Origin of the sequence: Rhizobium quercicola, from assembly GCF_021168455.1 — a bacterium.
GTDB lineage: Bacteria > Pseudomonadota > Alphaproteobacteria > Rhizobiales > Rhizobiaceae > Ferranicluibacter > Ferranicluibacter quercicola.
In genome coordinates this window covers 131971-144757 of record NZ_JAJOZR010000001.1, presented here as the reverse complement: position 1 = coordinate 144757, position 12787 = coordinate 131971, and the positions used below count along the sequence as shown (strand labels likewise).

General features: G+C 64.3%; 11 protein-coding genes. 9 read left to right on the top strand and 2 right to left on the bottom strand.

Annotation, left to right across the window (positions count from 1 at the left end; translation table 11 throughout):
- Positions 1 to 11: 11 nt before the first annotated feature.
- The 5 genes from rutA to LRX75_RS00625 are packed head-to-tail and all read left to right on the top strand — an operon-like array spanning position 12 to position 3647.
- Complete coding sequence (rutA, locus tag LRX75_RS00645) at positions 12 to 1106, top strand: pyrimidine utilization protein A (RefSeq protein WP_231811287.1); 1095 nt, start codon at positions 12 to 14, stop codon at positions 1104 to 1106.
- Positions 1103 to 1843: a pyrimidine utilization protein B gene (gene rutB / locus LRX75_RS00640; RefSeq protein ID WP_231811286.1), complete on the top strand. Its 741-nt coding sequence runs from the start codon at positions 1103 to 1105 to the stop codon at positions 1841 to 1843. Before rutA ends, rutB begins: the two co-directional genes overlap by 4 nt.
- A gap of 42 nt (positions 1844 to 1885) precedes the next feature.
- Positions 1886 to 2269 (top strand): pyrimidine utilization protein C, encoded by a 384-nt coding sequence (rutC, locus tag LRX75_RS00635; protein WP_062478621.1) that lies wholly within the window; start codon positions 1886 to 1888, stop codon positions 2267 to 2269.
- A 50-nt stretch (positions 2270 to 2319) separates the two neighbouring features.
- On the top strand, positions 2320 to 3120 hold the full coding sequence (rutD, locus tag LRX75_RS00630; protein WP_231811285.1) for a pyrimidine utilization protein D: 801 nt from the start codon (positions 2320 to 2322) through the stop codon (positions 3118 to 3120).
- On the top strand, positions 3117 to 3647 hold the full coding sequence (locus LRX75_RS00625) for a flavin reductase (protein WP_420851117.1): 531 nt from the start codon (positions 3117 to 3119) through the stop codon (positions 3645 to 3647). The genes rutD and LRX75_RS00625 overlap by 4 nt, the downstream gene beginning before the upstream one ends.
- 112 nt (positions 3648 to 3759) lie before the next feature.
- Here the strand turns inward: LRX75_RS00625 and dgoD are convergent, their stop codons facing one another.
- Complete coding sequence (dgoD, locus tag LRX75_RS00620) at positions 3760 to 4908, bottom strand: galactonate dehydratase (protein ID WP_113148698.1); 1149 nt, start codon at positions 4906 to 4908, stop codon at positions 3760 to 3762.
- Between the two features lie 46 nt (positions 4909 to 4954).
- Entirely contained in the window at positions 4955 to 5731 is a 777-nt protein-coding gene (locus LRX75_RS00615; protein ID WP_231811284.1) for a FadR/GntR family transcriptional regulator, read from the bottom strand.
- Positions 5732 to 6443: 712 nt separating this feature from the next.
- Between LRX75_RS00615 and LRX75_RS00610 the strand changes: the two genes are divergently transcribed.
- The 4 genes from LRX75_RS00610 to LRX75_RS00595 are packed head-to-tail and all read left to right on the top strand — an operon-like array spanning position 6444 to position 12692.
- The gene (locus tag LRX75_RS00610) at positions 6444 to 6869 is read left to right on the top strand and encodes a TadE family protein (RefSeq protein WP_231811283.1); all 426 of its coding nucleotides are present in this window, start codon (positions 6444 to 6446) and stop codon (positions 6867 to 6869) included.
- Entirely contained in the window at positions 6869 to 8605 is a 1737-nt protein-coding gene (locus LRX75_RS00605; protein WP_231811282.1) for a pilus assembly protein TadG-related protein, read from the top strand. Before LRX75_RS00610 ends, LRX75_RS00605 begins: the two co-directional genes overlap by 1 nt.
- Positions 8606 to 8655: 50 nt before the next feature.
- Complete coding sequence (locus tag LRX75_RS00600) at positions 8656 to 11037, top strand: bifunctional diguanylate cyclase/phosphodiesterase (RefSeq protein WP_231811281.1); 2382 nt, start codon at positions 8656 to 8658, stop codon at positions 11035 to 11037.
- Positions 11025 to 12692: a methyl-accepting chemotaxis protein gene (locus tag LRX75_RS00595; RefSeq protein WP_231811280.1), complete on the top strand. Its 1668-nt coding sequence runs from the start codon at positions 11025 to 11027 to the stop codon at positions 12690 to 12692. Before LRX75_RS00600 ends, LRX75_RS00595 begins: the two co-directional genes overlap by 13 nt.
- Positions 12693 to 12787: the final 95 nt, after the last annotated feature.

Below are 12787 nucleotides of genomic sequence, written 5' to 3'. Positions count from 1 at the left end.
GGGATCGCACCGTGGAAATTGGCATCTTCATCCCGATCGGCAACAATGGCTGGCTGCTTTCGGAGAACGCACCGCAGTACAAGCCGACCTTCGACCTGAACAAGGAGATCACGCTGAAGGCCGAGAAATACGGCCTCGATTTCGTGCTGTCCATGATCAAGCTGCGCGGCTTCGGCGGCAAGACGGAGTTCTGGGATCACAATCTCGAATCCTTCACGCTGATGGCGGGCCTTGCCGCCGTCACCACCCGCATCAAGCTTTTCGCCACCGCCGCCAGCCTCGTCATGCCGCCCGCCATCGTGGCGCGCATGGCGTCCACCATCGACAGCATTTCCAACGGCCGCTTCGGGCTGAACCTCGTCACCGGCTGGCAGCGGCCGGAATATTCCCAGATGGGCCTGTGGCCGGGCGACGAGTATTTCTCCAAGCGCTACGAATATCTCGCGGAATATGCGACGGTGCTCCGGGATCTCTGGGAGACGGGAAGCAGCGACCTGAAGGGCGAATTCTTCCAGATGGACGATTGCCGCCTCTCCCCTCGCCCGCAGGCCGACATGAAGATCATCTGCGCCGGGTCCTCGACCGCCGGCATGGATTTCTCGGCACAGTATGCGGACTATAATTTCTGCTTCGGCGTCGGCGTCAACACGCCGAAGGCCTTCGCACCGGCCGCCGAACGGCTGATCGCCGCGACGGAAAGGACCGGGCGCGACGTCTCGTCCTTCGTCCTCTTCATGATCATTGCCGACGAAACCGACGAGGCGGCCCGCGCGAAGTGGGAACACTACAAGGCGGGTGCGGACCAGGAGGCGATCCAGTGGCTCGGCATTCAGGGCGCAGCCGACACGCGCTCCGGCACGGACACCAATGTCCGGCAGATGGCCGATCCCGTCTCTGCCGTGAACATCAACATGGGAACGCTGGTCGGCTCTTACGAGACGGTCGCCCGGTTGCTCGACGAAGTGCCGACCGTGCCCGGCACGGGCGGCGTCCTGTTGACGTTCGACGATTTTCTCAAGGGAGTCGAGGATTTCGGAACGCGCATTCAGCCGCTGATGGCCTGCCGCCAGCACGTGAAGACGATGACCCTGGAGGCCGCACAATGAGCGAGACCGTCACCGCCGGCTACCAGCTGCCCCGCCGCCACGTCCAGAGCGTGACCGTGCCCGCGCGGCCGGAGCCGATCAGCCTCAAGCCGAACGAAACGGCCGTGGTCGTCGTGGATATGCAGAACGCCTATTCGACCGAGGGCGGCTATGTCGACCTCGCCGGTTTCGACATTGCTGGCGCCAAGGGCACGATCGCCAACATCAAGAAAACCCTGGATGCCGCCCGCGCGGCCGGCGTGCTCGTCGTCTATTTCCAGAACGGCTGGGACAAGGACTATGTGGAGGCCGGCGGACCGGGGTCGCCGAACTGGCACAAGTCCAACGCGCTGAAGACCATGCGCGCACGGCCGGAGCTGCAGGGCCAGCTTCTTGCCAAGGGCACCTGGGATTACGCGATCGTCGATGAACTGCAGCCGCAGCCGGGCGACATTCTCGTGCCGAAGACGCGCTACAGCGGCTTCTTCAACACGAACATGGACAGCGTGCTGCGCGCCCGCGGCATCCGCAACCTCGTCTTCGTCGGCATCGCCACCAATGTCTGCGTGGAAAGCTCGCTGCGCGACGCCTTCCATCTCGAATATTTCGGCGTCATGCTGGAAGATGCGACGCATCATCTCGGACCGGAGTTCATCCAGCAGGCGACGGTCTACAATGTCGAGAAGTTCTTCGGCTGGGTTTCCACCGTCAGCGATTTCTGCGGCGCAATCTCGCAGGTCGCGCCCGATCAGGCCTGAACCGGACACGCATAACCGACCCCATTCGATCAAGGAGACACCATGCCCAAGTCCATCATCGTCCCCGAAGGCACGCACAAGCCGATCGCCCCGTTTTCCCCCGGCACGCTCGCCGATGGCGTCGTCTACGTCTCGGGAACACTCCCCTTCGACAAGAACAATGACGTGGTCCATGTCGGCGACGCCGGCGCGCAGACCCGCCATGTGCTCGAAACCATCAAGTCGGTGATCGAGACTGCCGGCGGCACGATGGACGACGTGACCATGAACCACATTTTCATCACCGACTGGGCGAACTATCAGGCCGTGAACGCCGTCTATGCCGAGTATTTTCCCGGCGACAAGCCCGCCCGGTTCTGCATCCAATGCGGCCTCGTCAAGCCGGACGCGCTGATCGAGATCGCGACCATCGCCCATATCGGCTGACACAGGTCGCCGCCCGTCACCTGCGGGCCGGCATCGACAAAGGCGGACCCATGCATTTCGATCTTCACGGCCGTACGGATGCGGGTGCCCGCACCGTTCTGCTCTCGTCCGGCCTCGGCGGCTCGGGCGCATACTGGGCCGATCAGATCTCGGCGCTCGCGACCGATTTCCGCGTCGTCACCTATGATCACCGGGGTACCGGCCGCACGGGCGGCGCGGTGCCCGAGGGCGGTGGAATCCCGGCGATGGCGGATGACGTTCTGGAGATCCTGGACGCACTGGCGATCGAGCAGGTCGATTTCGTCGGCCACGCCCTCGGCGGCCTGATCGGGCTCGATATCGCGCTCCGCGCGCCAAGCCGCATCGGTCGTCTCGTGCTGGTCAATGCCTGGAGCAAGGCGGACCCGCATTCGGGCCGCTGCTTCGATATCCGCATCGAACTTCTGGAGAAATCCGGCATTCCCGCCTTCATCAAGGCGCAACCGCTGTTTCTCTATCCGGCCGTGTGGATGGCGGAGAACCCCGAGCGGATGGCCGCCGACGAAGCCCATGGCCTCGCGCATTTTCAGGGCCGCACGAACCTTCTGGCCCGCATCGCCGCGCTGCGCGCCTTCGACGTCGATGGCCGGCTGGCCGAAATCGATCACGAGACGCTGGTGATGGCGACGAAGGACGATCTTCTCGTTCCCTGGACCCGCTCGCGCCGACTGGTCGAAGGGCTTGCGAACGGCGTTCTGGATCTCGTCGATCATGGCGGCCATGCGGTCAACGTGGTCGATCCCGGCCCGTTCAATCAACGGCTGCTCGACTTTCTCAAAAGCCCGAACCACAGGAAAGCCACCGCCTCATGAGCATTGCCGTTTCCACCCGGACGGATCTCTCCGAGATCACCGACAACGAGATGCGGCGCGCAGCGTTCCGCAGTGCGATGGCGAAGCTCGGCGCGGCCGTCAACATCATCACGACGGATGGACCGGGCGGGCGCACCGGCTTCGCGGCAACCGCCGTCTGCAGCGTGACCGACGATCCGCCGACGCTGCTCGTCTGCCTCAACCGCTCGGCTTCGGTCTATGATGCGGTCACGACCAACCGGGCTCTCTGCGTCAACACGCTGAGCGCCGGTCACCAGACACTCTCGCAGCTTTTCGGCGGCAAGACGCCGGCCGCCGAGCGCTTCGCCACGGCAGACTGGTCGGTTCTGACGACCGGCGCGCCGGCGCTCGACGACGCACTGGTGTCGTTCGATTGCGTGATCGAAAACACCGTCTCGCAGGGCACGCATGACGTGCTCTTCTGCCGCGTGGTGTCCACCGCCACCCGCACGGAGGGGCCGGCGCTGTTCTATTTCGACCGGGCCTATCACGCGGTTTCCGGCTGATCGCTGCGCGCGCCGGAAGCCTTGACCAGCGAAAGTCTCTGGCTGTGAGGGCGGATTTTCTCCGGGCAAGAGAGAGTTTCCGGTCTGATCGACCGGAAACCGGGTCAGAGACCTACCATTCCGCGACGCTGCCGTCGGAATGACGCCAGAGCGGATTGCGCCAGCGGTGGCCTTCCGCAGCGCGGGCGATCACATAGTCCTCGTCCACTTCGATGCCGAGGCCCGGACCCTGCGGGATGGACACGAAGCCGTCCTCGTAGTGGAAAACCTCCTTATTGGAGATGTAATCGAGGATATCGTTGCCTGTGTTGTAGTGAATGCCGAGGCTCTGCTCCTGGATGAAGGCATTGTAGCTGACGGCGTCCACCTGCAGGCAGGCGGCGAGCGCGATGGGGCCGAGCGGGCAATGCGGCGCCAGCGCCACGTCGTAGGCTTCGGCCATCGCCGCGATCTTGCGGCACTCGGTGATCCCGCCGGCATGCGAAAGGTCCGGCTGGAGGATGTCGACGTAGCCGTCGGAGAGCACCTGCTTGAAGTCCCAGCGCGAGTAGAGCCGCTCGCCGAGCGCGATCGGCGTCGAGCAATGATTGGCGATTTCCTTCAGCGCCTCGCGGTTTTCCGACAGCACCGGCTCTTCGATGAACATCAGATTGTAGGGCTGCAGCTCCTTGGCCAGCACCTTGGCCATCGGACGATGCACACGGCCGTGGAAATCGACGCCGATGCCGATATGCGGGCCGATGGCTTCGCGGATGACGGCGATGGTCTCGACGGCGCGCTCCACCTTGTCCCAGCTATCGACGATCTGCATTTCCTCGCAGCCGTTCAGCTTGATGGCCTTGAAGCCGCGGGCGACGACCTCGCGCGCATTGTTGGCGACGTCGCTCGGACGGTCGCCGCCGATCCAGGAGTAAACCTTGATCTTGTCGCGAACCTGCCCGCCCAGCAGCGAGTGGATCGGCTGGCCGAGCGCCTTGCCCTTGATGTCCCACAGCGCCTGGTCGATGCCGGCAATCGCGCTCATGTGGATGGCGCCGCCACGGTAGAAGCCGCCGCGATACATCACGTTCCAATGGTCCTCGATCAGGAAGGGATCCTTGCCGATCAGGTAGTCCTCAAGCTCGTGGACGGCGGCCTGCACGGTCAGCGCCCGACCTTCGACCACGGGCTCACCCCAGCCGGTAATGCCCTCGTCGGTCTCGATCTTGAGGAACATCCAGCGCGGGGGGACGATGTAGGTGGTCAGTTTCGTGATTTTCATAGGATCTGTCTCGGAAGTGACGGGGGGTTCGAAGGGATGGAGGTGATCAGGACGACGGCGTTCGCGGATACTTTCGCAGCGCGGTGGCCAGATCGCGGGCCGCAAGGTCAAGCATGCGCATCGAACAGTCCCGGGCGGCGGCCTTGTCCCGCACCCTCAGGGCCTCGATCAGCGCGCGGTGGATATCCACGGCTTCGCCCCGGGCGTCAACGGCCTCGTTGGAGGCATGAAGCGCAAATTCGAGGGCCGCCTGGATGATACTGGAAAGCTGCATGAAGACCTGATTGTGGCTGGCCTTCATGAGATTGGTGTGAAAGGCGACGTCGGCCGCCGTGAAGGCTTCTACATCGCCTTCGGCGTCCTGCATGCGCTGCCAAGCGCTCTCGATCTCGGCGATCTCCTGCACGGTGGCGCGTTCGGCGGCAAGTTCCGCCGCGAAGGGCTCCGTCGCCCGGCGCGCATCCAGAATGCTTTGCAGCAGGTCGAGATCGAAGATGCGCGGGCCGATCCATTCCAGCACTTGCCGATCCAGGAGGTTCCACGCCTCGCGCGGGCGGATCTGGGTGCCGATCCGCGAACGGCCGCGCACCATGCCCTTGGATTCCAGGATCTTCAGGGATTCGCGGATCACCGTCCGGCTGACGCCGTAGCGGATGCAGAGATCGTTCTCGGTCGGCAGCATACCGTTTGGCGGAAAGAGATCGGCGCAGATATCGGAGGCGAGCGAGCGCGTCACGTTCTTCTGCACCCGGGGACGCTTCACCGATATGTCGGCGCCGGCGGCGGCCGGCAAGGAAGCGATGCGTTCACGCGGTCTTCTCATCGACGCCTCCCTTGCCTGCCCATCGGGTTCCCACGTTCCGCTTCGCCGATGGCAGGCGCGCGACGTGGTCGGTAACCCCATCCGCAGCCCGGTCCATCACCAAAGCTGTCGAAGCATTACACCAGATTCCCAATCATCATACAATATGTTTCATGGATATGATGAAGGAGGCGTTTCCATGCGGGTTCGACGCGGATCGTCATGCACCGACTCACCATTCCGGCCGGCCTGGATCATGGGGCCGCGACCTCAACCGTCTCCGCCCCGGTGATCTGTACCCTCCCCGGCTGGTTCGGCGCGCATAAATTTTACGTTTACCCATAAAATTTTTGTCGACCGTAAGACCTCACGCCATGCCGTCCGGGTGAAGCATACCTTCGGTGCACGACGGCACCTGGATAGCTATATGCATGCGCGCTGAAATTGCAGACCGGATACGGCAACCTCTCACAACCCATTACCACTTTGCAAACACACGCGCATTAGCGCGGTCAATTGAAGACGATGCGCAAATGCCGTCGCCAGAGGGATCCGCGCCGTCCGCCCTAAATAAAGGGTTGTACCCCCGATTTTAGGATGATTACCCCAGATAGAGAGATCCGGGCTGTGCGCGGATGTTGGGGAGACCCTGTTAACCTCTCGTTAGTTTTTTAAGTGCAACCTTACGGAGAACCAAGGGGGCTTGGATTCACGATAAATCAGAGGTCTCGTGATGTCGATCATGTCACGTTTTACGCGTGACGCCTCTGGCGTCGCCGCGATCGAGTTCGCCATCATTGCACCGCTGTTTCTGGCGGTCATGTTCACGATGGTTGCCTGGGGCCTCTACCTCGGTGCAACCCACTCCGTCCAGCAGATTGCAGCCGACACGGCACGCGCCGCCGTCGCCGGTCTTTCGGCCAGCGAGCGCAATGCCTTGGCCTCCGCTCATATCGACGCGATGAAGCCGGGCGAGTTTGCGCTGATCAACCAGAAGAAGCTGAACGTCCTCGTCGAAGACGACAAGGTTCGCCCCAATCAGTTCACCGTCAAGCTCACCTATGACGCAAGCGATCTGCCGATCTGGAACCTGATGACCTTCGCCCTGCCCGATACCATCATCGCGCGCTCCGCGACGATCCGGATCGGCGGTGCGTGATGACCTCGATCGTCAACCGGAAGATGCAGGCTTTGAGATCCCGCCGCGACGGCAATGTCGCCGTCATGACGGCGCTCGTCCTGCCCGCCTGCATCAGCGTGATCGCCATCGGTGTGGATTATGGCCACCTGACACTGGAGCGCCGGGCGATGCAGGTGGCGGCGGACCTGACCGCCATCGCCGTCGCCTCCGATATGGCGCATGCGGAAACGGCCGCCTTGTCGCACATCGAGAACAATCGTCTGAACCTCGTGCTGAAGACGCCGCAAGGGTGGAAGGCGCCGAGTGGCGCTCTCGTTCCGGAGGCGTCCATCATCGGCACGACCGGCCGGGTGACCCTTGAGAAGGGGCGCTATGTCGCCAACGCAGCGCTCGGCGTCGATCAGCGGTTCCAGGCAGGTGTTGCCCCGAGCGATGCCGTGCGCGTCACCGTCGAACAGCCGGGAACGCTGTTCTTCGCCTCGATGTTCACGACCCCGCCGGTGATGTCGGCCGTCGGCACGGCCGCCATGACCAAGACCGCCGCCTTTTCCATCGGATCGCGCCTCGCAAGCCTCGAAGGCGGACTGTTGAACGCGATTCTCGGCAAGATGCTCGGCACCACGCTCGATCTGAAAGCTCTGGATTACCGCGCTCTGGCCACGGCCGATCTCGACCTTTTCCAGCTGACGCGCGGTCTTGCATCCGATCTCAACCTGACGGCCGTCACCTACGACGAGATCCTCGCGACCGAGATCACCGTGCCACAGCTCCTTACCGCGATCCTGCGGCACGGCGGCCTTTCGTCCAGCACGACGACGCTCGTTTCGAAGATCCGACAGTCTTTACCGGCAAGCGGCAAGCGCCTGTCGCTCGCCCGCCTCATCGATCTCGGCACCAAGGGCCATCTGCGCATCGATGCGCCCACGGGGCTCGGCATCAAGGTCGGTGTGCTCGATCTGCTCCAGTCGAGCGCGGCGCTCGCCAACGGCACGGACTTGGTCAAGGTCGATACGAAGCTGGACCTGCCTGGCCTTGGCTCGGTCGATCTGGCGCTGGCCATCGGCGAGCCGCCGGTCGGAACACCGCTGCACCGTGTCGGAGAACCCGGGCAGGCCGTTCGCACCGCACAGGTCCGCGTCGCCCTCGCCATCAAGATCGACGGTCTGGCGGACCTGCTCGGCATCAGAATCAGTCTTCCGCTCTACATCGAGGTTGCTCATGCCGAAGCGAAGCTGGCGGGCATCCAGTGTCATGGTGGCAAGGCGAGCCATGCGACGGTCACGATCGACACGGTTCCGGGCGTGGCGGAGGTGTCGATCGGCCAGGTCGATGCCGCCGCTCTGAAGAATTTCGGATCGTCGCCGCGCGTGACCAAGGCGAAGCTGGTCGAGTCCGGCCTCCTCACCGTCGAGGGTCTGGCATCCGTCGATATCGGCAGCGCGCAGGTGCGCAAGCTGACCTTCACGCCGGGAGACATCGCGGTGGGAACGACGAAGAACGTTTCGTCGAGCGGTCTCCTGACCTCGGTGACCCAGTCCCTTCTCGCCAATCTCGAAGCGGAGATCCGTCTGCCGCTGCTCTCTCTGATGACGGACAAGGTGGTGCAGGCCGCGCTGGCGAAAACGCTGGGCGCCGTCACACCCAGCATCGATGCGCTTCTCGAACGGATCCTCGCCGTTGCCGGCATGCGCATCGGCGAAGCGGATGTCCGTGTGACCCAAGTTGACTGCGCAAATCCCGTGCTCGTCCAATAGGCCGGGCAAGAGCCAAGACGTTCTGATTTCGACCAAGGAAACCGGTGCAGATGTTCACTGTCCTCGAATGCGTCACGGATCGGCATGACCGGTCGATCACGGTCATCTCCGGCTCGATCGCGCTTCTTGGCATGCTCGCCTTCTATCACCTCATCCAGCGCGCGGAGGAGAGCACGGCCAGCCGACGCCGAAACTGGCGGCTGGTCGCGGCCTTCTCCGCCGGTCTCAGCGTCTGGGCCACGCATTTCGTGGCCATGCTGGCCTATGAGGGAACGGTCGCGCTGCGGTTCGACCTGGTGTTCACGACGCTCTCCGCCGCCATCGCCGTCGTCGGTTTCTGGCTGGCGATCCGCTATGGCCTCCTCGGCGCGGGGTCGATGGTCGCCTCCGCCGGGCTGATCACCCTCACCGTCGCCGCCATGCATTTCGTCGGCATGGCGGGGCTGCGCGCGGAGGCGCATCTCCACTTCGCCTGGGCGCCGATCGCCACCGGTGCCGTCGTGGCATTCGCGCTCTTTACCCTGTCGCTCCTGCTCTTTTCCCGCCTGCGCGGTCGTTCCCGAATCGCTGCCCCGGCGCTCTGCGCCGTCTTCGGCATCTGCACGCTGCATTTCGTCACGATGTCGGCAACGATCATCACGCCCGACCCCTCCCTTCCGGCCGTCGTCATCGACATGGCGGACAATGTCTGGCTGACGAGCGCGATCACGGGCGTGACGCTGCTGATCCTCGTCTCCTCCGCCATCGGCGTCATCATCGACCGGCATCTGGTCGACCTGAAGGGCTTTGCCAACTCCACGCTCGATGGCCTCGCCGTCGTGCGAGATGGCGTCATTCTCGAGGTCAACGCCAAGTTCTCCGCGCTGCTCGATCGCGAGGACGGCGACCTCGTCGGCCGGCGGGCGGATCAGTTTCTGGTCGCGATCGACGATCAGCCGATCGACCAGCCGCGCCGTTCGGCCGTCGAGGCATCGCCACGCAGCGGGGATCACGCCCGCATCTTCGAGGTCGCCGTGCACACCATCGAATATGGCGGCCGGCCGTCGGAGGTCATCGCGGTGCGCGACCTGACCGAGCGGCGCGCGGTGCAGAAGAAGGTGGAATACCTCGCCCGCCACGACATGCTCACGGGGCTGACCAACCGCTCCATCTTTCAGGAAAGCCTGCAGACGCAGCTGGAACGCAGCGCCGTGACCGGCAAGCCCTTCGGGCTACTCGCGCTCGATCTCGATCGCTTCAAGGCGGTGAATGATCTTTTCGGGCATGCGGAAGGCGACCGGGTGCTGCGCGACGTCGCCGGCATCCTGCGCGCCAGCTGCCGCGGCGGCGACACCGTCGCGCGGATCGGCGGCGACGAGTTCGTCATCCTGACGGCGGAGGGCGTCGATACGGAGGGTGCAGGGGCGCTGGCCGCGCGCATCCGCTCCACCTTCCGCGAGCGCATGAACATCGCGCTCGACCCGACCGCCGTCGGCGTCAGCATCGGCATCGCCGTTTTCCCGAAGGATGGTGCCGATGCCGACGCGCTGACGCAGGCGGCCGATGTCGCGCTCTACCGGGCAAAAGCGAGCGGCCGCGGCATGCATGCCTTCTACGATCTTGCCATGGACCAGGAACGGCGCGACCGGCGCCAGCTCGAAAGCGATCTGCGTCAGGCGATTTCCCGCAACGAACTGCACCTCCTGTTCCAGCCGATCCAGTCGGTCGATCAGGCCGCCATCCTCGGCTACGAAGCGCTGCTCCGCTGGTCGCATCCGGTTCGCGGCAACGTACCCCCGGACGTCTTCATTCCGATCGCGGAGGAAAGCGGCATCATCCTGTCGATCGGCGAATGGGTGTTGCGCGAGGCCTGCCGGCAGGCCGCCGGGTGGGACCCTGCGCTGAAAGTCGCCGTCAACATGTCGGCCGTCCAGTTCCGACTGGCGAATCTGGCCGGCGCGATCGCCAGCGTCCTCGACGCGACCGGTCTTCCGCCGGCGCGGCTCGAACTCGAGATCACCGAAACGGCGCTGCTGAAGGATCGCGTCGCGACGCTCGACATCCTTCGTCAGATCAAGGCGCTCGGCGTGAAGGTCGTGATGGACGATTTCGGCACCGGCTATTCGTCGCTGAGCAACCTCCAGTCCTTCCCCTTCGACGGGCTGAAGATCGACCGCAGCTTCATCGCGGGTATGGATCACGACGCCAATGCGCGCGCCATCGTGCGTGCCGTCGTCAGCCTCGGCCGAAGCCTCAATCTTCCGGTGACCGCGGAGGGCATCGAGACGCAAGCCCAGTACCGCATGATCGTCGACGAAGGGTGCGCACACGCCCAGGGCTACCTGTTCGGCAGGCCGGACACGGGGCCGGAAACAGTCATCGGCGCGCGGGAGCATCGCGTCGAGCTGAAGACAACGAAGCCAAGAAAAGAGCGGAACACATGTTTGGATTGAACAAAGGCGCGGGATGGGGATCCGATATTTCGGATGCGCTTTCCAGATCGCAGGCGATCATCGAGTTCGACCTGGAGGGAAACATCCTCAGGGCGAACGAGAATTTCTGCCGGGCGCTCGGCTACACGATCGAAGAGATCGTCGGGAAGCATCACAGTCTCTTTTGCGCGCCCGAGACGGTCGCGTCTGCGGACTACGCCGCGTTCTGGAAGCGGCTGGCGGCAGGCACGTTCGATGCCGGCGCCTACAAGCGCATCGGCAAGGGCGGACGCGAGATCTGGATCCAGGCGACCTACAACCCCGTGATGAAGGGCGGCAAGCCCTACAAGGTGGTGAAACTGGCCGCCGACATCACCGCCGCCAGGGAAAAGGCGATCGAGGATGCCGGAAAGCTGGAGGCCATTTCCCGCTCGCAGGCGGTTATCGAGTTCTACCCGACGGGTGAAATCATCACGGCGAACGATAATTTCTGCAAGACGCTGGGCTATGCGCTGAGCGAGATCACCGGCCGGCATCACAGCCTGTTCTGCCGCAAGGATTATGCCGCATCGCCGGAATACAAGGATTTCTGGGCGCGACTGGCGGGCGGCGCGTTCATCGCAAACGAGTTCGTGCGCGTCGGCAAGGGCGGCAAGGAGGTCTGGATCCAGGCCGCCTACAACCCGATCCTCGATTCCAGCGGCAAGGTCTGCAAGGTCGTGAAGTTCGCGACCGACGTCACCGAGCGCATGAGCGCCATCACCGAGATCGGCACGGCCATGAAGGCGATGTCGAACGGCGACCTCACTCTGTCCCTCGACCGGCCCTTCGTGCCCTCGATGGAGGACTTGCGGCATCACTTCAACGCGACGCTGGCGCAGCTGCGCAGCACGATGGAGAACATCGGCATCAGCGTCGCGGCCATTGCCGACGGTTCGCGCGAGATCAGCCAGAATGCCGGCAGCCTGTCGCGCCGCACGGAGCAGAATGCGGCGAGCCTGGAGGAGACCGCCGCCGCGCTCGAGGAGATCACCACCACCGTCAACGACACCAGTGCCCGTGCGCAGGAAGCCGGCAGCCTCGTCACCGAGACCCGCAGCGGCGCCGAGCGGTCCGGCGCCGTGGTCGAGCGGGCCGTCTCCGCCATGGCCGAGATCGCGGCATCGTCGCAATCGATCACCAGCATCATCGACGTCATCGACGAGATCGCGTTTCAGACAAACCTGCTTGCGCTCAATGCCGGCATCGAAGCGGCACGGGCCGGAGACGCGGGCCGCGGCTTTGCGGTCGTCGCGCAGGAGGTCCGGGAGCTGGCGCAGCGCTCGGCGGAGGCCGCCAAGGAGATCGGCGCCCTGATCGCCGCCTCGAACCGCATCGTGCGCAACGGCGTGGACCTCGTGGGCGAAACCGGGCGCGCGCTGGAGGAGATCGTCGGCAAGGTGACCCGGATCGACGTCAATATCGCCGCGATCGTCCAGGCCGGCCGCGAGCAGGCCGTCGGTCTGCGCGAGGTCAATATCGCGGTCAACGCCATGGACCAGGCGACCCAGCAGAATGCGGCGATGGCAGAGGAGAGCACGGCGGCAAGCGTGGAACTGGCCGCGCAGACGACGGCCCTGCGTCAGCTCCTGTCCGCCTTCACCTATCGCGAGACCCGGCTGCGCATCGTCGCCTGACGTCCGCGGCCGGACTGGACGGCAGCAGCCCGGACAGGGGCTGTCGCATGCCTGGAGGAAAGCTGCCGGCTCCGGCGCGGTCGTGGCGGAAAGAC